Source organism: Nocardia aegles, from assembly GCF_052545135.1.
Window position 1 is genome coordinate 1,027,902 of sequence record NZ_JBQWRI010000002.1, and the last position, 23,979, is coordinate 1,051,880.

Genomic DNA, 23,979 nt, shown 5'->3' on the forward strand with positions numbered 1-23,979 from the left:
CGAGCGGGATCACATCGGTGGAAGGAAACAGACCATGCGTTATGCAGATTCGGATCATCGACACATCGCATTACCCAACGACGAAGCCCGCCTGCGGGCGGTCTTCGGGAAACTGGCCGCACACGGGCCGCTGCTGATCGTGGTCGACCAACCCAACACCATCGGCGCACTGCCGGTCACCGTCGCCCGCGCCATGGGCCACGACGTGGCCTATCTGCCCGGACTGTCGATGCGCCGCATCGCCGATCTCTATCCGGGACAAGCCAAGACCGACGCCCGCGACGCGTTCATCATCGCCGACACCGCCCGCACCATGCCCCACACGCTGCGCCGGGTCGATGTCGGCGACGAAGCACTCACCGAGCTCGGGGTGTTGGTCGGCTACGACGACGACCTGGCCGGGGAGGCCACCCGCACCAGCAACCGTATCCGCGGCCTGCTCACCAGCATCCATCCCGCCCTCGAACGCGTCCTCGGCTCCCGCATCACCCATCCAGCGGTGCCGGAAATCCTGTCCCGCTGCGGCGGACCCGAAAGCATCCGAGCCACCGGGAAACGCAAGCTCACCGCGCTGGCGGTCAAACACGCACCGCGCATGGGCGCACGCCTGGCCGAGGAGATCTTTGCCGCCGCCCGCGCAGACGGTCACCGTCCCCGGCAGCAAGGCCGCCGAGATCGTGCTCCCCAAACTCGCTGACTCGCTGAAATCGATGCTGCTGCAACGACAATCGATCGCCGCCGATATCGAGAGGATGCTCGATGCGCACCCTCTTGCCAAGGTCCTGACCTCGATGCCCGGCGTCGGAGTCAGGACCGGAGCTCGCATCTTGCTCGAAGTCGGCGACCGCAGCGCCTTCCCTACCGCCGGGCACCTGACCGCCTACGCCGGCATCGCCCCGATCACCCACCGCTCCGGCAGCTCCATCCGCGGCGCGCACCCCGCCCGATCCGGCAACCACAAACTCAAACAGGCGCTATTCCTCTCCGCGTTCGCGGCCCTGCACGACCCGGCCAGCCGCGCCTACTACACGCGCAAACGCGACGAGGGCAAGAAACACAACGCCGCCCTCATCTGCCTGGCCAGACGCCGCTGCGACGTCCTCTACGCCATGCTGAAACCAAACAGCCCTCCCGCGATTCACCCGCATCAGCGAGCACCGGCTAGCGCGAACCCTCCCGGCCGCCGCGCACCACGATCACCACCGGGTCGTCGCCTTCGCCGACTGCCTGGTCGAGCCTCACCATCTGCCTGGACCGGGCTTCCTCGACGACATGCCGATAGGACGGAGAAAGCAGCGACTCCACCTGACCGAGCATGCCCGAACCGACTCCAGCGGTCTTGGGCCCATGACGCCAATAGATCCAGCCCCGACGCTCCGCCCACACCGCGATCCGATCGATCACGACCACCGCCACGACAAGCCCCGCCACCCCGATCACCCAGTGCATCCGCCAGCCTCCCACCGCTCGAATCGCCACCCGCAACCAACGTATCCGACGATCACGGACAGAGCGGATCCACCCGCCGCCACAACTTGACGAAAACCATAGGGACACCCCCCACCCGGATTGAAGACCACCCGATGAGTTGAGATTCTCGCCGAGCGCGGAGGCTCGGCGCTGCGCTGCGGGCCAGCTCGACATATCGGCCGGGTGAGGCGTTGAGATTCTCCCCGAGCGCGGAGGCTCGCGCTGCTGTTACGGGTTCGGCATAGAAGACTGTATAGCGGTCGTTGAGATTCTCGCCTGTCAACGGAACGCCAATCCAGGATCTGGCACAAATTTCGTGATTCGGTTGGCCGGGTTGCTCACTTGCTCAACAGGATTCGTTTGCGGAGTAGGTCGGTTTTCGCGCGGCCGAACATCTGCCGCTTCAGCATCTTGAAGCGGTTGACATGCCCTTCGACCGTTCCGCTGCTCCAGGACATGGTCAGCCCGGCGGTGACCGCGTCCTGGTCGCGGCGCAGGCCTCGGACGAACGAGTGCAGCGGCGGCTGGTCGTCGGTCGCGACCGCGGCCATCCACCGTTCGAGATCCCGGCCGCGCCGCTGGCCCATGATCTCGGCGAACGCGCGGACGTGCCCAGCCAGCGCGGTCAGTTCGGGACTGACTGCCAGGATTGCGTCGAGGCTGGCCCGGTGTTCGGCAGCGAGGGTGTCGGGGTTGGTCATGATCCAGCTGACGACTGTGCGGACGGTCGGTGGCTTGGGTGGGGCGGCCGGGGCGTGCGTGAGGGCGCGGAAGGGCTGCAGGTAGTTGCGCACTAATTTCTCGCTACCTTGGTAGCCGCGGGCTTTGATCTCCTGGAACAGCTGGGTTGCGTTGGTGCAGCCTTCGTTCCACCGCCGATGCAGGTCGGGCTTGTATGCCTCGAGAATGCTGACTCGGTAGCCGAGGCGGTTGTTGACCAGCAGCTCGTCGGCCGATTCGGCGCGGGCAAAGCGGCGTGTGGTGCCGCGTGCGAGCCCCAGCTCGCGGCTGATCGCAAGGATGCTCGTGCCTTGGGCCAGCAATGCATGGACCTCGGCCCAGCGCTGGCGGGTGCGCACCGCGGTGCGATCCTGCCGTTCCTCGGGCGCGGCCGGCCCGGGGAGTATTCCGGCGGCAGCCGCGGCGATTTCGGACCCGTCCTGCGGCTCGGGGGCGGTGGTCGCGGCGGGCAGGCTGGCGCGGTGGCGTGCCACGGTGCGTTCGACCGCTTCACCGAGGTTGTGCCAGATATGCCATCGATCGGCGACCTGCACCGCGTCCGGTGCTCCCATCGCGGCGCCTTCGGCGTAGGCGCCAGCGCGGTCCCGGCAGACGATCTCCACGCCCGGGTGGGCCCGCAACCAGGCTGCCAGGGTGTCGGCGGTCCGATCCTCGAGTACCTCGATCGGCCGGCGGGTATGCATGTCGATCAGGATCGTGCCGTATTCGTGCCCGCGACGCAGGGCGAAGTCGTCCACGCCCAGCACCCGCGGGATCGGATGCTGCGGATCGGGCAGCGCCCGGATCTGACGCAGCAACGTCATCCGGCTCACCGTCGCGGCCAGTTGCCGGGTCAGCCGCGCTCCCGCGCGCCCGCCCAAGGCCAGCGCGACTGCGCACAGCGTGTGCTGCAGGATCAGGGTGCGGCGGGCGTGCCGGGCGGCCAGTTGCGGTACCTGCTCTGCGAAAGTTGTTTTGCCGCAATCGGAGTTGTCGCAGAACAGCCTGCGGACCTGCAACCCGATCACGACCTCCCGGCCGGTGATCGAGGTGTCCGACAACCGTCGCCGGTACCGGCTATGGACACGCCCGGACAGCGTCCCGCAGCCCGGACAGCCGACCGGATCGTCACTGGTGGCGGCCTCGATCCGCACTGTCGAACCCGCCGCGCGGATCACCTCGATCCGCAGACCGTCCAGATGCGGGAACAGGACCTCCATCGCTCCAAGATCAGAACACCCGCGACATAATGAACTATCAACCGCCCCTCCGCATCCCGAAACGGGTCAATCACCAAGTCTGTGCCAGATCCAGTTTTCACGTTCCGCCGACATCGCCGAGCGCGGAGGCTCGGCGCTGCCCGGAGCTGCTGCCGCAGGTCATTGCGGGTACCGTTGAGATTCTCGCCGAGCGCGGAGGCTCGGCGCTGCCGAAGTAGCGGGTCCAGCCCTGCGCTGCGGCGCGAGTTGAGATTCTCGCCGAGCGCGGAGGCTCGGCGCTGCATCGATTTCCGTGCTGGTCCACGTTTCGATCAGCGGTTGAGATTCTCGCCGAGCGCGGAGGCTCGGCGCTGCGGCTGCCGGTGGAACAGATGCTCCTGGCCGACGGGCTCGTTGAGATTCTCGCCGAGCGCGGAGGCTCGGCGCTGCGCAACACCGTCACGCGATCACCGGCCGATTCGATGTTGAGATTCTCGCCGAGCGCGGAGGCTCGGCGCTGCCCGGGTTGATCGTGCCGCTGACCAGCGGCAGCGCAGTTGAGATTCTCGCCGAGCGCGGAGGCTCGGCGCTGCTGGCCGGCGCGAATCAAGTAGACGCCGTGGCACAGGTTGAGATTCTCGCCGAGCGCGGAGGCTCGGCGCTGCGCCCGTAGGCAGTCCATCCTCAGTCGTCCTCGTGCGAGTTGAGATTCTCGCCGAGCGCGGAGGCTCGGCGCTGCCGGGGGATGCAAGGAGATACACAGAAACCGAAGGAGTTGAGATTCTCGCCGAGCGCGGAGGCTCGGCGCTGCGGCATCGGCCAGCGCGGCGGCGACGCGATCGCTGATGTTGAGATTCTCGCCGAGCGCGGAGGCTCGGCGCTGCGGCATCGGCCAGCGCGGCGGCGACGCGATCGCTGATGTTGAGATTCTCGCCGAGCGCGGAGGCTCGGCGCTGCGAACGTCCTACGGGAGATGTCCTCCGCCGCAGTAGTTGAGATTCTCGCCGAGCGCGGAGGCTCGGCGCTGCCCGGATAGCTTGCGCTCCTCAGCCTTACCGTGGAGTTGAGATTCTCGCCGAGCGCGGAGGCTCGGCGCTGCCCCTCTTCGGCGGGCGTGTACACCGCGTAGCTGACGTTGAGATTCTCGCCGAGCGCGGAGGCTCGGCGCTGCTGCGTGATCCCCGCCAATTTATTGCCGAGGTTGATGTTGAGATTCTCGCCGAGCGCGGAGGCTCGGCGCTGCTCCGGGCCGGGCAGATACTCGGGTACCTCGAACGAGTTGAGATTCTCGCCGAGCGCGGAGGCTCGGCGCTGCATTCTTTGATGTAATCAATCAACCGCAGTTGCAGCAGTTGAGATTCTCGCCGAGCGCGGAGGCTCGGCGCTGCCTATATGGCGTGCGTGACCGGAAGCGCCCCGAGTCGTTGAGATTCTCGCCGAGCGCGGAGGCTCGGCGCTGCGCCGAACACGGTCACCGATGCTTTGGGCGTTTCCGGTTGAGATTCTCGCCGAGCGCGGAGGCTCGGCGCTGCTGCCGCGGTAGGAGTGCATCATCGCCTCGGACACGTTGAGATTCTCGCCGAGCGCGGAGGCTCGGCGCTGCCAGCATCCCAGTGCTGCTCTGGTTGTTCCTCCACCCGTTGAGATTCTCGCCGAGCGCGGAGGCTCGGCGCTGCCGTGGCTGTGGGCATAGGTGTGTGCCTCCTAATCGTTGAGATTCTCGCCGAGCGCGGAGGCTCGGCGCTGCCCGCCGCACACACGCCGCCACCGACGTTGAAGCAGCTGTTGAGATTCTCGCCGAGCGCGGAGGCTCGGCGCTGCGCGCCAGCTGGGAGCGGGTCACCAGCGCGTTGGAGTTGAGATTCTCGCCGAGCGCGGAGGCTCGGCGCTGCGCCGCGTCACGGAGGCGCTGCAACCGGGAGTGGGAGTTGAGATTCTCGCCGAGCGCGGAGGCTCGGCGCTGCAGCAGGGCCGCACGGTCTACATCGCCGAGGGCGAGGTTGAGATTCTCGCCGAGCGCGGAGGCTCGGCGCTGCCCGCATCCACGACGACCACACCTCATCGAGGGCGTCGTTGAGATTCTCGCCGAGCGCGGAGGCTCGGCGCTGCAGGCGTGAGCATGGATTTCGAGGAAGCCACAAAGGTTGAGATTCTCGCCGAGCGCGGAGGCTCGGCGCTGCCTCGGCGCGCACGATCTCGACCTGCTCGGCAGCGGTTGAGATTCTCGCCGAGCGCGGAGGCTCGGCGCTGCGCCGATCGCGACCAGATGCGCGCCGACCACGCCGCCGTTGAGATTCTCGCCGAGCGCGGAGGCTCGGCGCTGCGATGGCGCTGGTGAGTGCGCACTACGCCGACAACCCGTTGAGATTCTCGCCGAGCGCGGAGGCTCGGCGCTGCGCATTGGCGTGGTGTGCGCGCGGCCTTGGTAGCCAGTTGAGATTCTCGCCGAGCGCGGAGGCTCGGCGCTGCGGCTGCTGGCTGTCTGCCGTGTTCGCGGTGATGCGGTTGAGATTCTCGCCGAGCGCGGAGGCTCGGCGCTGCCCATCCAGCGGTAGTTGGTGCTCCTCGATGGGGTAGTTGAGATTCTCGCCGAGCGCGGAGGCTCGGCGCTGCGCGCTGAGCCGTTGGCGGCGGATCGGGCCAGGTACTCGTTGAGATTCTCGCCGAGCGCGGAGGCTCGGCGCTGCTGTGCTCGGTGGCCGGTACGTTCGCCCCGTCCGGCGTTGAGATTCTCGCCGAGCGCGGAGGCTCGGCGCTGCGCTGGATGACCTGCTGCTTTCGGTTCAGCGAATGGATTAGATGGCGGCGTGGTCTCGTGAATCTTTCGCTTGTCCTGGTGGTGGGTTGGGAACGTTCGTGGTGTTCTGCTTGCGCTTGGGGTTCCGAACCTGGTCATTACAGGACCAGGGGTGTGGTGTGCGGCGGTTGCACTGCGGCACCGAGGTGTTGGGTTGTTTCGAAGGTGCCGCGGTCTAGTTGGTAGATACGGATGCTGTCGCGTACTGGGTCGATGGTTCTGGCGAGCGCGGCTTCCAGCCGTAGGCGGGTTGTTGGAGTGCATGTGATTTCGAAGACGGATTTCTGGACGCGGTGGCCGTAACCCTCGCAGATCTTCGCAACTTGTCGAAGTCTGCGGGCTCCTGCTGGGGTGGCGGTCTCTACGTCGTAGGTGATGAGTAGTTCCATCAGGAGACCATCCACGGGATGTAGGTATCGGTGTCGCCGCGTAGGTGGCGGGCCAATAGCCGTGCTTGGACGAGTGGGAGGAGCGCGGCGGGGATCTCGCGGTCGAGGTAGGCGTGCGGCCATGTTCGTTCGCGTGCGATGGACCATTGTTCGAGAAAGAATTTCCGGCCGTCGTCTGTGAGATTGGTTTGTCCGCCTGGGAGTTGTTGCATGTGATCAGGTTTGATTTGTGCTCGGTTGAGCAGAGTGAGCACGAGTCGGTCGACCAGCAGCGGCCGGAACTCTTCCATGAGGTCGAGCGCGAGGGCTGGTTTGGCTGGGCGGATGCCGTGAAGGTACCCGACGTAGGGGTCGAGCCCGACTTGTTCGAGGGCGCCGTGGATGGCGGCTCGGAGCATGCCGTAGCCGAAGGACAGCAGGCAGTTGACCGGGTCGGTGGCTGGGCGTTTGCTTCTGCCGGTTCCGGCGCCCGGCGCGAGGGTGGGCATTGCTTGGAAGTAGTCACGTGCCGCGCGTCCTTCGATGCCGCGTATTTCGTCCAGGGTGAGGGCATCTCGCAGGTTGGTCAGTGCTGCTGCGTGGCGGTCTGCGATGGACCGGAGTGTGGATTGTCGGTCTCCGGTGAGGTCGCGGGCCGCCCGCAGCAGTAGCTGGCGGTAGTTGTGTAACTTGCCCGCGACCATCGATCGCGCGATGTCCAGCCGCAGGTCGGGATTATCGTGGGCGCGGATCTGCTGGATGCGCAGGTGCGGGTTGCCGGTCCGGGGTCCGCTGACACGAGCGAGGAACTTACCGTTGCGGGTCAGCCAGGTCACACCGCGGGCGTCGGCTGCGCAGCGGTGCATGAGGTCGTCGGTGACGGTGACACCGTTGAAGACGACGATGTCGTCGAGACGGATCAGCGGCAGCAGGTGCCGACCCGGCTTGTCCGGGTGGTGGACGCGCAGCGCGTCCCCGTCGAGGTGCAGGCTGGTGCCTGGTGTAGTGACGTAGAGGGTTTTGAGCAGCTCAGTCATCCCTACCTTCTTTCTCGGGTAGCTCGGGCCAGTCGTAGGGTCCTGGTGCCCAGGGGTGTCGGGTGTGGCTTTCAGTCATCTGCAGTAGTTGTGGCTTCCAACGATTGGCCGCCCGCCACCCCCTCGATGACTCGACTGCTGATTGAGAATTGCGAACCAGTCGCTGCGTAGGGATGTGACAGCGAGGCCGTCTGTGGTGCAACAGGTTTGGTGATCGAGGGAGATGACGTTGGAACGTGCGTGGGCCGGAGTCGATATCGGCAAGCGGCATCATCACGCGGTGGTGGTCGACGCCGACGGCAACCGGCTGCTGTCGCGGCGAGTCCGGAACGATGAACAGGCCCTGCTGGAGCTGATCGGCCAGGCCGCCGGCATTGCGGACCGGGTGGACTGGGCCGTGGACATCGCCACCGGCGAATCGGCACTGCTGCTGACCCTGCTCGCAGTCCATGACCAGACGGTTTTCTACATCAGCGGCACCCAGGTCAACCGGGCCGCCGACGGCTATCGCGGCGCGGGGAAAACCGACGCCAAGGACGCGGCGGTCATCGCCGACCAGGTCCGTGTCCGCCGCGACCTGACACCGATGCGCATCGACGACGAACTCATCACCGAGTTGCGGATGCTCACCGCCCGCCGTCGGTGACATCGAACCGCACCTCATGATCTTGAACGGTCGACATCTTCATTGAGAATCGTGGTTTCGGAGTGGGCGCGGTGTAAACAGGTCGATCGTTTTGCGCCGGGCTGTTTCGGGAACGCAGCCCGGACGCAGTGAGCATCGCGTGCAGCGGTGGTCATTCACCGGCGGCGGCAGTGCGTCTTCGGTGATCCGTCGCCGCAGCTGCTCGATCGCATCTTGCACTGCGGCTTCGAGGGCGCCGTCGACGGTGACCCGGTAGTGCCGGCGACTCTTCCCTGCGAACACCTCTCCATGGGGCACGGGTTGGTCGAACATTTCTCGCAGGCACAAGACTTGCGCGGCCACCTGAAAGTCCGCTGGGCCGCCCGGGGTGTAGCGACCCGATTTGTGTTCGACTGGTATCGGCCCGGTGGGTGTGCGGTGGACTGTGTCGCAGATACCGTGGACACCCAGTTCGTGGCTGTGCACAGGCAACGACCGCCATATGCGAGCGCCGGAACGCCCGGTGAGTGTGCCGCCGCGGTCGACTGCCTCGTGAGCGAGGTCGCCGCGCACGGTGTCGGTGTTGGACTCGAAGTAGGTCTCCTGCCAGATCAGCACGGCCTGCCTGGGACAGTAGGCATAGTGCTCGATCGCTGAGAGCGGCACACTCCACAGGTCGTCGGCGAAATATTGCTCGGGCATCGTCGGTCAGTTGAACACTTCGGTGTAGGTGACACCAGAGGGCAAGGCACTGGTGTCCACCGGCACCACGGTGTAGTCGCTGAACTTGCGTGGGCTCCAGTCACCGGCGTCATACAGCTGCGGGTCACCGCTGGCGTGGATCTGGACTCGGGAGAAGAGTTTGTGGGCCGGAGCGTTACCGAAGGCGTTGTCGTGGCTGAAGACGTGCAGGCCGCGCGCGGTCATCCGACCGCGGGTGGCCGAAGCGTCGTGGTCAAACATCATTTCCATCACCTGGTAGAGGAGTTCGAAATCTTTGGTGTCGACGCCGGTTTGGCTGCCGCGGGCGGCGGAGTAGGTGATCTCGACCCGGTACAGTCCGTAGGGCACAGTCCATTTGGAACCCATCTCGGTGCTTTCCCCGTTGTCGATGTCCTCTTGGCGGGTTTGTGTGACGCGAGTGATGGCATGTTCCGTGGGAATGACCGGGTCGAGCGATCGGGCCATCCCGAACTGCAACGGGCCACGGATACTGCCGAGTGCGTTGGTCTCGCCGGTGGACAACACCGCCCCGAACAATCGGATGTCGGCGTACCGGTCGCACAGCCAGGCCTTCGCCGTCGCGGCTTGTTCTGCGGTCAGTTTGGCTTTTTCCCTGGTGTTCTTCTTGGCGCTGCTCGCGGATGTCTCGACGCCGGTGGCGGTCAACGATTCCTTGAGCCGGGTGTTGAGCGCGTGACCGGCCTCGACGAAGATGCTGTAGCGCGGATTGCCTGCGGCGGCCAGTGCCAGGGCGTCCCGGATCTTGCGTTTCAGGCACACGTCGGTGACCAACCCGTGGCCGGATTCGAGGTCGACGCGCGGTTGGTTGCCTGCATCGGGGTCACCGTTGGGGTTTCCATCGGTGACGTCGAACAAGAACACCATGTCGTGGCGAACAGCCGGATTCAGGTGCGCGGCAGGGTGAGCGGTCATCGGGTTGTGTCCTTCCTGGTGATGGTGAGTTGTCACGCCTGATCGGTGGCGGTTTTCGCGGGATTGGCCCGGTGGGCGAGCTGGTGGTGGTAGCCGAGGACGAATTGCTCCTGCTGGCGCAGGTTGTTGCGCGCCGGAACACCCCCGGCCTGCTCGAGAAGGTCATAGAGGCCGGTCAGCCTGTTCTTGTACCAGTAGGCGCGGTTGGCGCTGTCGCGACGTCGGATCTTCGTCAGCCAGGCAGCGGCTTCTTTGCGTCCCTGCGCTAGTACGGGTCTAGGGGTGTCGATAGCACGGCGCAGGAAGCGGTCGCCGAAGGTGCTGTTGACTTCGCGCCGCACCTCCTCCTCCGTCTCTTGGTCAGCCGTGGCCGACGTGTCTGAATCGCTCGTGGGTTTGCGGTGCGCGGCTCGTTGCGTTTCTTCCAGGGCGGCGAAAATGCGGCCGGCGACATAGGCGGGATCGGTGCAGGTTTCGTCCAGGGACATCGGTACGGTGTCGTCCTTCTGTCGGTATGGGTTTCGGTTGAGGGCCAGGCGCACGAGTGCAGCGCGCTGGTTGTCGATCCGGCTGTCGCTGCGGATGCGGTGGATCAGGTGCGAGCGCATCGCTGCCGTTAGCGGTTCGTTGAGCACCGCCACCCGCACCAACTGATGGAGCGCGTGGTCAGGTCGGTCGGCGTTCTTGGCACCAAATGGCCGGTAGCGTTTACTGTTCTCGTCCCACCGGCCCAGACACGCCGCGAGAGCGACCGGGCTGTGTACCCACCTGCCGGCGGGGATTGCGGTCCCGTCCCGCCGCCGAAACGGCTGAGTGATTCGCGGCGTGTTCTTGTGATCGGCGAACCACGCCAGAATGTTGGTGTCGTGGTTGACGACGTCGTCGTCGTTGCTGGTCAACGAGATATCGAGCCATTCGCGGACCATGATGCGGGCGACATTTCCGCCGACAGCCAACCAGCAGAACCGACCGTTGAGGCGCTGAGTGCGTTCGCGGGCCTTGTGTACCGATTCGAAGAACGCGTCGACCTCGGCCGGATCGGGGTCGAGCACCAACTGCATGCGGTCGAGTTCGTCGGTCTCAGCGACCCACCACGCCACTCGTGTGTCCTGCCCGGAATAGGTCAGCGCGTGATCGGAAGACAAAACGCCGGTCAGTCCGACCATCACATCGTCGGCACACGTCAGGCAGATCGGGGTGTGGGTCAGCTGAGCGGCCAAGTCGTAGCCGAATACCCGCTCGTTGACGCTGACCAACGCGGCATCGTTGCTGGCACCGGGCACAAGCGTCGCAGGGACTTTGCCCGGAATCGTGTTCGCCAGCGGTGCCGCGCTCCGGCACACCAGGCACACCCCGCTGCGCCCGCTGCCCTTCTTCACTCCGACACGGGCGCGCCAGAACTCCGCGGCGCTCGGACTGCGATAGGCATACCGTCCGTCGACCGCGATCACCACACCGTCTTTCGCGCGCAAACCGTCGGGACGAGACAGCGCTGCCAAGGTCCCGGAACGATAGAGGTCGGTCAAAATGTGCGGAACCTGGTCTTGCTCGGCGGGCACCTCCGCGGCCCAGTCGTCGATCAAAGCGACGAACGCGGCATGGCAGTCAGCGACCCGGGAATCGTCGGTATCGTCATCTCCCCAGCCCAGAACGTACTGGGCATCGTCTGCCGCCAGATTCGGCGAGATCCCCACCGTGCGAGTCGATGCCGGAACGGTATGCACTACGCCTCGCTTCGGTCTGTCCTGATTGCGCAGAGGCTGCAACGTCGGCGCACCGCTGGTGCGGATATCCAATTTCCACCGGAACTCCCGGCCGCGGTGAAACGCCGGTACCGCACTGCGGTGCTCCCGCGCATAGGCGGTCAGACGCTCCAACAACATCAGGACGCCCCCGCCTCATCGTCGGCGATCCCACGCCGGGGAACCTCCAACACACCCCGCTCGAGCCGAGCCGGGAACCACGTCGACCGCCGCGGCGTGCGAGAGTAATCAATGCTGTGCAGCATCATTCCCAGTTCAGCCGACAGCTCGATAGGTGCGCGATCGTCCGGCTCCTCGAACGCCGCAGGAAACTCGCGCGTCCCCAGATACGGCTGGCTGAAGCACTGCCCACGGGCCACCCGCCGCCGCAGTTGGTCCCGGTACGCGGCCTCGGGCTTGTTCGCATGCGGCATCAACTCGATCTGCGCATGGATGCGGTAGGCGACATCCTTCAGGCACACCGCATTCCGTTGGACCCGATGAGCGGTGGTGTCGATCGTCCTGCCGCTGGACACCGCGTCGAGCAGCGACGCCAGATCCGTGGTCTCGTTACGGCGCAGCGTGAACGTCCTTATCGGACTCAGGACTTCGATCCGGCGTATCCGATACTGGAACTCCGGCTTCCAATAGATCGCCGTCAACACGCCGGTCGCCGCAGTCGGCGTCATCACCGAATAGGTCAACCGCTCAGCGGTCAACCCGGGCTGCGTGAACAACGCACCCGGGCCATGAACCTGAACCACCAAAGCCATAAGCCACCCTTCCTTCCCTGGGACCCCGAGGAGTTCACGCGATTGCGGTACCTATCGGACTGACAGTCGAACTCGTTGCGGGATCATGCCTTACACCCCCGACAAGTCCGCGTCGGTCGAGGCGATGGTTCCACCCGAGTCCAGTGAGCACTGTGCCGGCAACCCCAAGACCTCGAGCGCGGCCGTCAGAGATCGAGCCACCGCCACACGGCACGCGGGACAGCAACGAGGAGCTCGGCAAGGATTTTTACCGCAAGCAACTGCCCGATCCAAAGGGCGATCGACCGCAAACGACCGAAGACCTGCCCTTGACCGCGCGACGCAACTCTCTCATCCTCAACAGTCATCACGACTCCGTCAGTTCATACACTTTTCCACTCACCCACGAGCCAAGGAGGTTACATGCACCTGAACACGCGAGCAACCACCAGCAGATCGAATTAGACTGCGCCAAAAGGAAATTAGACCGCACAGTTCGTTTCAGGTAGGGCGCTAACGAAGAACGCCGATCGAGCCAAGCCCGATCGGCGTGCGGTGTCCGAGTCGACAAATGTATGTTGAGATCCTCGCTAACGGGCACGCTAGCGCTGCGTAACCACGGGCACTGCCTGTGACCACTGTCTTTCCGATCAGAGTACTGTGACGACTTTTTTCTCATCGAGGCCGACACCACAGGCGGTACGGGGATCCCAGTCGTAGGTGCCCTTCCATACACCAAGATCGCCTACAACGGTCTCGATCAGGGCTGCTACCTCGGGGCGCCGGGCGATGTTCGCGCTCAACTGAACGATCCATGGTTGCAGCTGCCGCAGCGCAGTTCCGGCCCCGACAGTGCCCGCGGCCAGGTCGCCCAGCATCGCTTCGACTCGGGTGGCGTCCTCGTGATCAACGACGGCCAGCGGCATCGACTCGTCGGTGATCATGCGGAACGCCTTCTTCCGGTCGCGTTTTTGCGAGCCACCAGCGTTCACCAGCGGGCCATCAGACACCGCGATGAAGTCCAGCGCTGCTCGGTTACGTTGAACGACTTGACCTACCGGCGCGTTCGACGAATCCGCCAGATAATGGTCGAGTTGCAGATCGCGGTACAGCTCTTCGTAGTACTGAGCCAAGGTTCGCTGATCGTCCAGTTCCGCTCCGTCCGGACCGAAATGCGTCATCGTGAGCGAGCACGCCACCTCGTACTCGGCAGGCCGGCGGCCTTCGGCCGGGTCGAAGACAACGACCAGCCCGCCTTCGTCGTATTCACCGTGACGGTTGGCGCGGCCAGCGGCCTGTTGCAGGGAGTCAGCCGGAGCAAGTGCGCGCCAGACCACCGGAAAGCTGAGATCTACACCGGCTTCAACCAACTGCGTCGAGACGAGGACGGTGGGCCGGCCCACACGCAGCCGCTCGGTCACTTTCGTCAGCACGGCGCGACGGTGCGCGGGGCACATTCGAGTCGACAGGTGCCACACATCCTTGCGATGCTGCGACACCAACCGGAACAGGTCGCGAGCATCGGCGACGGAATTGACGACCACCAGCGCTTGCGCTTGTCCGATCACCTCGTCGGCAATCTCCTGCCAGGAGGGTTTCGGATCCAGCCGCCACTCATAACGCACTCGCCGCGCCCGATGGAACAGCGGCTGCGGATCAGCGATGACCTCCGTGATGCCAACCTTGTCGTGGGTGTCAGAGGCATTCCACACCGACAGAGCCTGGAACTGCGGCTGGGTCGCCGAGGTCAACAGCACCGTCGTGCCGAAGTGCTCGGCAAGCACCCGCAAACCACTCAAGATCGGCAACAACAGCCGTGTCGGCAACGCCTGAACCTCGTCCAGGATCACTACCGCGTTCGCCAACCGGTGCACCTTACGCACCTGGGAAGGCTTGCGGCCGAACAATGATTCGAACAGCTGCACCGTGGTTGTCACCACAAACGGTGCATCCCAGTTCTCTGCCGCCAACCTCGCCCACCGATCACGCTTATTGGACCCGACCGGATCATGGTCGTCACGTTCTTCGAAGCGGACGCTGGAGTGATGCTCCAACACCACCGGCTGGTCACCGTCATCGAGCAATCGCCGGTACACATCGGCGTTCTGCTCGGTGATCGTAATGAAAGGCACCGCCACAATCACCCGCGACATACCGCGTCGCGCTGCATGATGCAACCCGAAGGCTCCCTGCGCGAATGTCTTCCCCAATCCTGTCGGCGCCGTCAACCGATACAGGCCCGGCTCGCATTCGGAAGCCGCCACCGCCGCCTCATACACCTGCGAACGCAACTGTCCGATCTCGCCGCTCCGATCACCAAGCATCTCAGCACGACGCTGTTCGAACCGTTTCACCAGCATCCGCATATCTGCTGGCGGCGCGACCTGCGGGCCCGGCAAGCCACGGCGATGTGCCCCTGTGTCGAGATGATCGGCATCCACCAACGCCGAAAACACCAACCGCAGCCGCATCTCCCACACCAGCTTGTCCGACACCCTCGCCCACCGCGCCGGGAACAGCCGCTGCCCGGCGTAAACCCCAGAAGCCTCTGGCACAGCGAACAAGAACCGAGCCGCAGCCTCATAATCGTCGTCACTGAGCGAACTGGTCAGGACATCCCGCAGCTGTGACTGATTCGCCAAACCCCCGTGATGACCCAAGACTGCCATCGCCCCCAATCCACCGACACCGAACACCAACCGCGCACCCAACTGCTTATGCGCAACCCCCACCCGGTCTCCGGTGCCCTCCACCTCCAACAACCGCTGCTGCCAGGCACACGACGCCTTCCCCGCATCATGGAACAACCCCAACACATAGGCCAACTCTCCCGCGCCGAAGACCGAAGCGAAGCGGGACGCCCACAGCGCTGTCGACCTACAGTGCTCATCAAGCTCGTGACGAACACCCGACATGTCACTACGGCTGTGCGCCCAAAGAGACATTCGCCCAGCCTATCCCGACCAACGACGCGATACCCACCAAACAGCGACGCTCGGCAATCTCGCGTACGGTCGAACCGATCAATAAGTCGCGATCGGTGTCGCTGACAATCGGCGGGTCGCGGGCCAGCGTTGCGATATTCGCCGAGCGAGGACGCTCAGCGTTCGATCGTTCAGCGTGACGTTCAAGATGTTGAGATTCTCGCCGAGTTCTCGAACCCGGCCGCGCGTAATCCGGCCGACATTTCTTGACGAAACCATGGGGACACCACCAGGGAACCACCGAGCAGCGCTCGCCGCCCCCGGCATCTGCTCTTTCGACCACCCGCCCGCGTTGCCTCAGGTGCTCAACGGGTCCGTGGTCAGCGTTGATTGCGGCGGCTCAGCGGTGTCGTCGGTGCTTGTGACCGGTGGTGTCGGGGGACGGGGCTCTGCCGGGATCGGTCGGACACGCTCGAGTCGTCCGGTTGCCGCGACGACCGCTGAGGGCGGTTGCTGTGGTGTGATATCGCGAGCGGCGCGGGCGGCGGCGATCAGTTGCCGAGCTAGTTTGGGACTGATCTCGAACAACTCAGCGATGTCCTCGTCGGAGCCACCATGGTCACGAATGACAGCGGCGGCCTCGGCCTGATCGGCACGGTGACGGGCGATCTCGGCACCGGCGCGCGTCTCGAGGGCGCTGATCTGCTGTCGCAACGCGGCGATATTCTGATCACGCCGGTTTTCGCAGGCTTTGATCGCTTCCCAATCGGTGAGGTAACGCTTCACCGCATCCTGGATGGCGCGCTCTCGCTGGCGTGCCAGTTCCCGGCGTCGTTTGCTGCGAGCGCGTGAACGTTCCAGTCGCGCCGCAAGTTCCGAGGATCGAGCCGTGCGCAGGGATTGCGATGGGCGACGCGATGGCATGGCCGGCCTCCTGAAATCTTCAGGCCCGCCTGATGATTCTCCCGCATTCGATTTTACCTGTTCCACTAACGAACGCGGTGCCGACTCGCCCACGCGAGCCCGCCGATTCGTGGCTTTGCAGTGCACCACTCACATCACACCCACACCCTGTTGCCCCCTGAACGCCAGACCGGGCGGACGCCTTCCGGTCTGGCGTTCTGTCGTTTCCGGAAGGTGGCCTGTCATGCCCGATACCCTCTCTGTTGCGCTGTGCGCGGTCTGCGGCAGTGGTGATCCCGGTGACCGGTACCCGGTCGAGCACCAGTTCGTCTGTCATCACTGCGCAGGACAGATATCGCTGTGTGATCACTGCCGCGAGCCCACGCTCGCACTGACCGAAACCGCCGACGATCAGCAGTTCTGCGCCCGCTGCGTGTCCGGTTGGCGGCCGTGCGTGTCCTGTCGCAAACCCACCAGCCCCGCAGTACGCACCGACACCGACGACCCGGTATGCCTACGCTGCGCCACAGTCTTGTTCGACATCTGCTTCCGGTGCAGCCGCTACACCACCGATGGCCGCTACGTCGCCGGCGGGCACCGCGCCTGCCCCCGCTGCGTCCACCGGTTCGCCCCGTGCCCAAGCTGCGGCACCCTGACCCGCCGCAGCTACGACTGTGACTGCCGGGCGGGCCGAGATCACGTCTGGCACTACAGCTACAAACCCGATCCCCGCTTCCACGGCAAGGGCCCGCTGTTTCTCGGTTTGGAGCTGGAGATCATCGTCCCCCGCTACCGCTACGGCGAATGCGTCACCGTCGCCACCGAACACCTCGGCGGCCTGGGGTATCTGAAGCAGGATTCCTCGATCCGGACCACCGGATTCGAACTCGTCACCCACCCCATGTCCTACCAGTACGCGATCGAGCACTTCCCGTGGCCGCTGCTGGAAGCACTCGAAGACCTCCACTGCGACACCGACACGACCGTGGGGCTGCATGTGCATGCCAGCCGCGACGGGTTCGACTCCCCCGCCCACATCTACCGGTGGATGAAGCTGTTGTACCGCAACGAATCCGCCGTCTCGACCATCGCCCGACGCCGATCCCGGTATGCGCCGTTCGACCGAACCGCGCGGGCGCGGGCGAAGGACACCGCCAAAGGCCCGCAGCACGCGCTGGGCTTGGAGCGGTATCAGGCGATCAACCAACTGCGGCTGGTGCTTCGACTGCGAAACCGCGTTCCCCGACTGCACCTGCCACACCGCCTCCGCCACTACCGCCACGTCCCGCGATCGGGGGCCGCGCGCGCTGCCCTGCGCACATCACCATTCCCGCCAGCAAGCCAGCGCACCGTGCTCGCGCACAACGGGATCCTGCCCAGCAATGTCCGCCCGACCAGAGGCGATCAGCGCAGCGACACCCGCATCGCCGCCGAGGAACTCCTGCCCACCCGGCCGTTCGGCCCGTTGGATTCCTGGTCGGGCCGTGAGCGGCTGGAGCGGTGGCTGGGCGGCGACAAGATGGTGCTGCTGACCGTCGACCCCGCCTACAAGCATTCCGCCTACATCTTCAACGAACACTACGGGCACTGGGACGGCGGGATCTGGTACTCCAACCGCACCTACCTCCCGCACACGTGGGACGACAATAGCGCCGCAGACTGGGAGTACTGCCTGGGCTGCGGCGAATTCGACCCCGAACAGCCCGGCCCGCACTGCACCGCCTGCGGATTCTACGCCGAGTGCCTGCGCCCGTTCCCCCGCTGCGAATGCGCGGCGTTCGACGGCCTGGACCGCTATGCCGACCTCCTCGAACTCGAAACCGCCTGACCACAAGTTCTTTCCGACCGCGTGCCGATCTTCGGCCGCGAACCCACCTCCAGAGAGGCGGACATTTCCGTGCCCTACTACCCGAATCTGGCCACGATCCTGATCCGGCTGCGCGATGTCGACGGCCACGCCGTCGTCGCCAGCACCGACGGCCACCATCTGCGGCTGCTGCTGCGTGACCGCGACGACCCCGACCACGACTGGCGTTACGCCGATCTCGACGCTCGCAGCGCCGACACCCTCGCCGCCGTGCTGGCCTGCCACGCCCGGCCTCGCCGACAGCGGCGTCTCAGGTGGTGGCGACGTCTGCCAGGAGGTCGCCAATGAGCGACCACCACACCCCGCCAGCACCCGTCGCTGACGCGTCCGAGTCCGAGTTCCTTCGCCAGGTCCTCGCTCGCATCGACGCCTGGTTCGACGACGACGCCAACCTCGACGACCTCGACGCCGCCCGAGACCTGCTGTATCAGCGCCTGGCCGGCACCGCTGCGGCCTCCGAAGTGGGCGAGGGCGGTGATCCGGTAGTCGCGCTCATCGCGACCGAGCTGCAGCGGCTTCGCCGCGCCCGGGTGGCGGCCACGGTCATCACTCGCGGCGGCTGCGTCCACGACCCCGTCCGCGTCCAGGCGGTGCACCGCCACCACACCGTGCTGTCCCGGCCCGGCGAGCAGGCCGGGGTGCCGCTGCCACTGGCGTTCATCGAGTCCGTCACCCCGCTCGGCGGCGGCACGGCCGAAGCGGTGTCCACCGCGTTCTCCCATCGGAAGGAGTGCTGAGCATGACGTCGGTCGCTCTGTGGTTCCCGCTGTCGCAGGTGATCGCTCTTGCCGAGCACGCGATGGCAGCCACTGAGTATTCCCGCCCGCCGTATGCTGATCCCGGCCCGGCGATGCCGTCGCTGATCTGGGTCAACGACCACGGCATCTACCTGATGAGCAACGGCATCCCGCACCAGCCCGGCGAACCCGACAGCCCCGACTACCAGGCGCGGGTGGTCTACGCTCTCGACCACGGGCCCGCAACCCACTGGGATCACGGTGAACCGCTCGGTGACGACTTCATCGAATACCTCGATCTCACCGAGAACGTCGACGGACACACGCTCATCGAGCTGATCCGTGCCTACGCCGCGGTGAACGGCTGGTTGTCCATCACTGTCTCACCCAGCAGCTTCACAATGATGTTCAGCCCCACCGCGCCCACCACGCCACTGTCCGACGCTGACCGGCGCCCGTCCCAGGGTGTGGGGTGATTGTGCTGCGAGCCGACGCCAGCCGCTACCTCGCCCGCCTGCAGACCGATCCGCAGTATCGGTCGGTCCTGTCCGATATCGCCCCCACAGAGCGGGTGCTCGTCGCGGGCTATCACGCCGCGTTCGCGACCGTGCCCCGGCCGCGCGCCTCGATCGGCATATTCCCTGGCGTCGATCCAGTCCCCGCCCGGGTAGGGGTTGCGGGGGTGATGGCGTTGGTGCGCATCGAGTACGCCACCCACGTCACCGTCGACGAGGACGGCGGCAGTCGAGATCTCTGGCAACCGCAGCTGTTTCATCGGTTGCCGACCGGGTACCGGTGGCGGCTGCTGCCCGCCGAACTCGATGAGCGCGGCCGGTGGGTGATCACGCGCGGCAACCTCGCTGCCAGTGGCGTGCAGGCGTTGCTGCCGCGGTCGGTGAGCATCCAGGTGCCCGGCGCGCCCGTCGCGGTCGCGGTGCACGACCTCGACCCGCACACCGGCCACCGCTGGCCGTGGTGATCACCAGCGCCGCCGAGCTGGTGGCCTGGATCGAAACCAACCTGCCCCACCTGGACCCCGACCGATTCGAGCCCTGGCTCGCTGAGCCACCGGTCACGGGCGCGCGCCGCGCGGTGATCGAAATCCGCATCCACGCCCCCGCCGTCCCCGACCAGGTGATCCGAGTCGAGTTGTCGGCCGCACCGATCCCGCCCCGCCGGTCCTGACCTTCCCATCCCGCGCCCGCTGTGGCGCACCCAGCCGCTTGGAGGTGATTTCGTTTGACCGACCCGACGCCGCCGACCCGACCGAAGATCCCGGTGCGGTTGGCGCCCGCACCGCAGTCGCAGGGGTTAGTTGTCCCTTACATCACCCTCGCCCACCGCGACCGTACCCGCCCGGTGTGGGGCAAACTCGACCACCAACGACTGTCCCAGACGTGGTCGCGCACGCTGTGCCAGGTCTGTGGGCAACCGCTGGAGGACCGGGTCGTGCTCTACATCCGGCCCGCCGACTACCTGCGTGGGATCGCTCCGGAGCCAGGGGTACATCCCGAATGCGGGCACTACTCCCGCCAGGCGTGCCCCATGCTGGCCGGGCGGCAGACCCGCTACAACCCACACCCACCCGAGAAGTTCACCCGCTGCGACGACCCGACGTGCGCCTGCGGCCGGTGGCAGGCCAACGAGCGGGATCCCCGGGAGGCACCGCGCGAAGGCCAGCCCGCCGACGCCTGGTACGAGGTGTGGATCGCGATCTCGGACTACACCGTCGTCCACGACCCCGGCACCGACACCACCTCGCCCGTCGTCGGTGTCGACCTGCGCGGAGTCGAACTGCTGAAAATCCGCAAAGTCCGCGACGCCGCCCCCGCCGACGATGACGGATCCGCCCGTCCGATCGACCTGCTGGCTGCGCACGTCGCCTTTTCGATACTGTTTGGCAACAGGCGACGACGACCGTGACGACCTCGGATAAGGTGCTCGCCCGCATCCACGGGCCGGCACGCACGCCCGAAGATCGCTGGAGCTCAGTTCCGGCGAAAAAACCTCCGGGTGCCGTGTGACCGGATCGGCCGCCGCCGCAGCGAGCCGGATCCCGGACGCGTCTGCGCTCAGCAATACGAGTGTGCGGCGCGGTCCAGGACAGTGGTCGCCTTCGGGCAGAAGAATTGCCCCTGCTGGGGGCGGCGCTGGACAACGCCGAGCGTGGCTTCCATGTGTTCCCCCTACATCCGGGAACGAAGGTGCCGGTCATCAAACAGTGGGACCGGGCCGCCACCCGGGATCACCGCCGGATTCGCGCGTGGTGGCGGCGGCGACCGGCCGACAACGTCGCGGTGGCATGCGGCCCCTCCGGAGTGCATGTACTGGATCTCGACACCGGCCACGGCCACGCTCCCCCGCCGCAGTGGAGTCCGGCGCGCAACGGCCGAGAGGTGCTGGTCCGGTTGGCAGCCGAGTCCGGGCAGCCGGCACCGGTACCAACGTACGCTGTGGCGACGCCGTCGGGCGGGATGCACCTGTACTACCGTGCGCCGCGCACACTCGCGCTGCGCAACACCATCGCCCGCCTGGGTTGGCGCATCGACAGCCGCGGACACGGCGGCTACGTCGTCGCCGCAGGATCCCGACTACCCGAGGTTAGGCAAATATCGGTCCGACCGGCGGATAGTTCGCCGTCAGCTGTGCTCGTACAGCGGACAGCGATGGGTTGACGTTGCCAGCGTCAGTACTGAATCGAGTATCGAGCAGCATTTGCTTGCCCCACGCTATAACTTCTTCGACACCAGGTAAATCCGCCTTCAGAGCATTCGAATCTCAACGTGCGTAACAGATGTCGCCGCCGATACACACCAGATCGACCCAAGAGGGATCCGCAGCCAGCACATTTTCGTACGGGTCGTTGTGGTGACGTTCCAACACCAGTATGTCAGCTGATGCGCCTTCGTGGACGACACCGATCTTGCCGTTGATACCGGCGATGTGTGCGGCATCGCTGGTCACCATCTGCACCAGCTTGTCGGGAGGAACTGGTGCGCCTTGTTCGGCCAACACACGCTGCGCGACCTTCATCTCGGCCAGCAAGCTGGCCGACCAGGTCGGCAGCCAGTCGGCTCCGAGCGCGATCGGCATCTGCGCGCGTATCGCTTCGGCCGCCAGGGTCGTTTCGCCGTACAAGCGGGCGGGTTTATCACGGCTGCTTCGGCAAGCAGTCACCGATCCTGTTGCCGCAGTGGCTGACCGAGCTGCTGAGCCCGCTAGCGCCGCAACCGGTTCCCCACAGTGCTCCGGTGGTCGGTCATCCCGACGCCTACCTGCGGGCGGCGTTGGTTAATCAGAGCGCCCGAGTTCGTAACGCCTACCCGGGGGTGCGGCATCGCACGCTGTTGTTGGCGGCCAACTCCCTGGGTCGGCTCGTCGGCGCCGGACTGCTCGACCACGCCCACGCTCACGCCGTGCTCACCGACGCCGCGCATATCCATGTCGGCGTCGACGGGTTCACCGCGGCGGAGGCCGATCGGACCATCACCGACGGGTTGACCTACGCCGCCACCCGCACCACCGGCCGGGGCTGACGCAGAACACGCGGTGACACCCCGAATCCCCCGGCGTACGGGCAGCGTATCGATATGGGCGTTTCCCTGTGGTTCGGGTGAGTGGCGAGGCTAGTCTGCCTGCAGGGGTTCGGGGTTCGCCGGGGGACAGTCACTTTCGGTTTCCGTTGGTCGAAGCCCGATGCTGCCCGCGCTGGGCTGTTGCCCGCTGCTGCACCCGGCGCCGAGGCGCGATGGTGGATGCGTCCGTCCCCCTCCAGGACACATCCACCGTCCCCGCCCCACTCCGTATGGTGATTCTGCCACCGTCGTCCGCTGCCGGCCGCGCAGACACAACCTACGGCACCGCCACTCGGCGCTCGGCTATCTCACCCCGGCCGAGTACGCTGCCCGGTGCACGCACAGCCACCACCCGGTGGCCTGCAGCATCAACTGAATCTGGATCGAATCGACCCCGGACTCCGATACCGGGTGGTCGCCTCATCGGGGACCGGCCATTCGGAACCCCGCCTGATCTGTCTTCCCCATTAAGACCGTGTCTCATGTGGATGACTTCGCGAGCTTCTTGTAGCAGGTCAGTGCCGCAGCGAGGGTGAGGAAGCCGAGATAGTGCGTGGCCTTGCGGTCGTAGCGGATGTTGAGCCGGTGATAGCCGGTCAGCCACGAGATCGTGCGCTCGATCACCCATCGATGGCGGCCGAGGCGGTCGGAGGATTCGATGCCTTTGCGGGCGATGCGGACACCGATGCCTCGGTCGCGCACCCATTCCCGCAGGTCAGCAGCATCGTAAGCTTTGTCGGCGTGCAGCTTGCCGGGTTTACGCCGGCGTGGGCCGCGCCGGGATCGGACTGCTGGGATCGCTTTGACCAGCGGGCGTAACGCTTGTGCGTCATTGGTGTTGGCGGCCGAAATCCCCACGGACAGAGGGATTCCCGCGCGATCGGACAGGACATGGATCTTCGAGCCGGATTTGCCGCGGTCGACCGGGCTCGGCCCGGTCAGAGATCCCCCTTTTTCGCTCGCACCGACGCCGCGTCGATCACCGCACGCGACCAATCGATCAAGCCTTTGCTTCCCAGCTCGTCCAGAACTGCACGGTGTAATCGCCGCCAGAGCCCGGCCTCGGTCCATGCGCTGAACCGGCGGTGCGCGGTCGGGACGGTCACGCCGAATGACGGCGGCAGCATCCGCCAGGCGCAGCCGCTGGTCAGCACGAACACCACCGCGGCGAACACCGCACGCTCATCGGTCGGCGCGGTACCACCGCCCTGCGGCCGCGGGGTGAACTCCGGTAACAGCGGCTCGGCCAGAGCCCACAACTCATCCGGGACAAGGCGTTTGGACAACTCATCGACCACAAGTCGAACATCATGCAGCACAACCGGATCGGATGCAGCAGAACCGAATCACAACCACGTAAGACGCGGTCTAAGTCACCACTAATTCAGCCGACGGCTTTCGTGCCGGAGGCACCCCGGCGTGCTCGGTGCAGTCGTGTATACGTGGCGCACACGAATCGGCCCTGCGGGACAATCGGGCTGCGGGCGTATACCGGGTGGTTGCGGCCTACGGGGTGGGAGATCAGCTGAACCAGGATAGTCAGGTGTCGCCCATCAGTGGTCTAGGCGTTCGAGGAGCAAGACGCGAGCCCCAGGCGGCGGCGCGCT

Annotated in this window: 23 protein-coding genes, 1 pseudogene and 1 CRISPR repeat array; of the genes and pseudogenes, 12 read left to right on the forward strand and 12 right to left on the reverse strand. The window is 65.8% G+C overall.

Annotation, left to right across the window (positions count from 1 at the left end; all coding sequences use genetic code 11):
* Positions 1–67: 67 nt before the first annotated feature.
* Positions 68–1,118: pseudogene (locus ACT89H_RS09865) on the forward strand (IS110 family RNA-guided transposase); the annotation flags it as partial.
* A 43-nt stretch (positions 1,119–1,161) separates the two neighbouring features.
* Here the strand turns inward: ACT89H_RS09865 and ACT89H_RS09870 are convergent.
* From ACT89H_RS09870 to cas1c, 4 genes are all read right to left on the reverse strand, one after another.
* Positions 1,162–1,479: a hypothetical protein gene (locus ACT89H_RS09870; protein ID WP_445108278.1), complete on the reverse strand. Its 318-nt coding sequence runs from the start codon at positions 1,477–1,479 to the stop codon at positions 1,162–1,164.
* Positions 1,480–1,808: 329 nt separating this feature from the next.
* Positions 1,809–3,410, reverse strand: a complete 1,602-nt coding sequence (locus ACT89H_RS09875) for an ISL3 family transposase (protein ID WP_445108208.1) — start codon at positions 3,408–3,410, stop codon at positions 1,809–1,811.
* A 173-nt stretch (positions 3,411–3,583) separates the two neighbouring features.
* Positions 3,584–6,148: direct repeats of the CRISPR family, unit length 37 nt; unit sequence GTTGAGATTCTCGCCGAGCGCGGAGGCTCGGCGCTGC.
* A 136-nt stretch (positions 6,149–6,284) separates the two neighbouring features.
* Complete coding sequence (cas2, locus tag ACT89H_RS09880) at positions 6,285–6,575, reverse strand: CRISPR-associated endonuclease Cas2 (protein WP_445108209.1); 291 nt, start codon at positions 6,573–6,575, stop codon at positions 6,285–6,287.
* Positions 6,575–7,591: a type I-C CRISPR-associated endonuclease Cas1c gene (gene cas1c / locus ACT89H_RS09885; protein ID WP_445108210.1), complete on the reverse strand. Its 1,017-nt coding sequence runs from the start codon at positions 7,589–7,591 to the stop codon at positions 6,575–6,577. The genes cas2 and cas1c overlap by 1 nt, the downstream gene beginning before the upstream one ends.
* A gap of 223 nt (positions 7,592–7,814) precedes the next feature.
* Here cas1c and ACT89H_RS09890 point away from each other — a divergent pair, with 223 nt between their 5' ends.
* Complete coding sequence (locus ACT89H_RS09890; RefSeq protein WP_445108211.1) at positions 7,815–8,237, forward strand: IS110 family transposase; 423 nt, start codon at positions 7,815–7,817, stop codon at positions 8,235–8,237.
* Between the two features lie 39 nt (positions 8,238–8,276).
* On the opposite strand, the gene cas4 is transcribed toward ACT89H_RS09890, so the two are convergent.
* The 6 genes from cas4 to cas3 form a co-directional block, all read right to left on the reverse strand.
* Positions 8,277–8,918 carry a CRISPR-associated protein Cas4 gene (gene cas4, locus ACT89H_RS09895; RefSeq protein WP_445108212.1) on the reverse strand — a complete coding sequence of 214 codons (642 nt, stop codon included), beginning with the start codon at positions 8,916–8,918 and terminating at the stop codon, positions 8,277–8,279.
* 6 nt (positions 8,919–8,924) lie between these two features.
* Complete coding sequence (gene cas7c, locus ACT89H_RS09900) at positions 8,925–9,872, reverse strand: type I-C CRISPR-associated protein Cas7/Csd2 (RefSeq protein ID WP_445108213.1); 948 nt, start codon at positions 9,870–9,872, stop codon at positions 8,925–8,927.
* A gap of 32 nt (positions 9,873–9,904) precedes the next feature.
* Positions 9,905–11,755 carry a type I-C CRISPR-associated protein Cas8c/Csd1 gene (locus ACT89H_RS09905; RefSeq protein ID WP_445108214.1) on the reverse strand — a complete coding sequence of 617 codons (1,851 nt, stop codon included), beginning with the start codon at positions 11,753–11,755 and terminating at the stop codon, positions 9,905–9,907.
* The gene (gene cas5c, locus ACT89H_RS09910; RefSeq protein WP_445108215.1) at positions 11,755–12,387 is read right to left on the reverse strand and encodes a type I-C CRISPR-associated protein Cas5c; all 633 of its coding nucleotides are present in this window, start codon (positions 12,385–12,387) and stop codon (positions 11,755–11,757) included. The genes ACT89H_RS09905 and cas5c overlap by 1 nt, the downstream gene beginning before the upstream one ends.
* Before the next feature lie 185 nt (positions 12,388–12,572).
* Positions 12,573–12,734, reverse strand: coding sequence for a hypothetical protein (locus ACT89H_RS09915; protein WP_445108216.1), 162 nt, complete (start codon positions 12,732–12,734; stop codon positions 12,573–12,575).
* Positions 12,735–13,016: 282 nt separating this feature from the next.
* Positions 13,017–15,311: a CRISPR-associated helicase Cas3' gene (cas3, locus tag ACT89H_RS09920; RefSeq protein ID WP_445108217.1), complete on the reverse strand. Its 2,295-nt coding sequence runs from the start codon at positions 15,309–15,311 to the stop codon at positions 13,017–13,019.
* Positions 15,312–15,905: 594 nt separating this feature from the next.
* Here cas3 and ACT89H_RS09925 point away from each other — a divergent pair.
* The 9 genes from ACT89H_RS09925 to ACT89H_RS09965 all read left to right on the forward strand — a co-directional run bounded on the left by ACT89H_RS09925 (position 15,906) and on the right by ACT89H_RS09965 (position 21,472).
* Positions 15,906–16,142: a hypothetical protein gene (locus tag ACT89H_RS09925; protein WP_445108218.1), complete on the forward strand. Its 237-nt coding sequence runs from the start codon at positions 15,906–15,908 to the stop codon at positions 16,140–16,142.
* 295 nt (positions 16,143–16,437) lie between these two features.
* The gene (locus ACT89H_RS09930) at positions 16,438–18,021 is read left to right on the forward strand and encodes a hypothetical protein (RefSeq protein ID WP_445108219.1); all 1,584 of its coding nucleotides are present in this window, start codon (positions 16,438–16,440) and stop codon (positions 18,019–18,021) included.
* A 21-nt stretch (positions 18,022–18,042) separates the two neighbouring features.
* Entirely contained in the window at positions 18,043–18,348 is a 306-nt protein-coding gene (locus ACT89H_RS09935; RefSeq protein ID WP_445108220.1) for a hypothetical protein, read from the forward strand.
* Positions 18,345–18,797, forward strand: coding sequence for a hypothetical protein (locus tag ACT89H_RS09940; protein WP_445108221.1), 453 nt, complete (start codon positions 18,345–18,347; stop codon positions 18,795–18,797). The genes ACT89H_RS09935 and ACT89H_RS09940 overlap by 4 nt, the downstream gene beginning before the upstream one ends.
* A gap of 2 nt (positions 18,798–18,799) precedes the next feature.
* Entirely contained in the window at positions 18,800–19,273 is a 474-nt protein-coding gene (locus ACT89H_RS09945; RefSeq protein ID WP_445108222.1) for a DUF3085 domain-containing protein, read from the forward strand.
* The gene (locus tag ACT89H_RS09950) at positions 19,270–19,776 is read left to right on the forward strand and encodes a hypothetical protein (protein WP_445108223.1); all 507 of its coding nucleotides are present in this window, start codon (positions 19,270–19,272) and stop codon (positions 19,774–19,776) included. The genes ACT89H_RS09945 and ACT89H_RS09950 overlap by 4 nt, the downstream gene beginning before the upstream one ends.
* Positions 19,773–19,982, forward strand: coding sequence for a hypothetical protein (locus ACT89H_RS09955; RefSeq protein ID WP_445108224.1), 210 nt, complete (start codon positions 19,773–19,775; stop codon positions 19,980–19,982). The genes ACT89H_RS09950 and ACT89H_RS09955 overlap by 4 nt, the downstream gene beginning before the upstream one ends.
* A 54-nt stretch (positions 19,983–20,036) precedes the next feature.
* Complete coding sequence (locus ACT89H_RS09960; protein ID WP_445108225.1) at positions 20,037–20,720, forward strand: hypothetical protein; 684 nt, start codon at positions 20,037–20,039, stop codon at positions 20,718–20,720.
* 206 nt (positions 20,721–20,926) lie between these two features.
* A complete protein-coding gene (locus ACT89H_RS09965) occupies positions 20,927–21,472 on the forward strand; it encodes a bifunctional DNA primase/polymerase (RefSeq protein WP_445108226.1) in 546 nt (181 codons plus the stop codon).
* Positions 21,473–21,575: 103 nt separating this feature from the next.
* Here the strand turns inward: ACT89H_RS09965 and ACT89H_RS09970 are convergent, their stop codons facing one another.
* Positions 21,576–21,935 carry an amidohydrolase family protein gene (locus ACT89H_RS09970; protein ID WP_445108227.1) on the reverse strand — a complete coding sequence of 120 codons (360 nt, stop codon included), beginning with the start codon at positions 21,933–21,935 and terminating at the stop codon, positions 21,576–21,578.
* A gap of 113 nt (positions 21,936–22,048) precedes the next feature.
* On the opposite strand from ACT89H_RS09970, the gene ACT89H_RS09975 reads away from it, so the two are divergent.
* Positions 22,049–22,333: a hypothetical protein gene (locus ACT89H_RS09975; protein WP_445108228.1), complete on the forward strand. Its 285-nt coding sequence runs from the start codon at positions 22,049–22,051 to the stop codon at positions 22,331–22,333.
* Between the two features lie 519 nt (positions 22,334–22,852).
* Here ACT89H_RS09975 and ACT89H_RS09980 read toward each other — a convergent pair.
* Positions 22,853–23,670, reverse strand: a protein-coding gene (locus tag ACT89H_RS09980) for an IS5 family transposase (RefSeq protein WP_445108276.1) whose coding sequence is annotated in 2 segments (ribosomal slippage) — positions 22,853–23,320 and positions 23,323–23,670 — 816 coding nt in all. Because the reading frame shifts where the segments join, the coding sequence is not laid out codon by codon here.
* Positions 23,671–23,979: the final 309 nt, after the last annotated feature.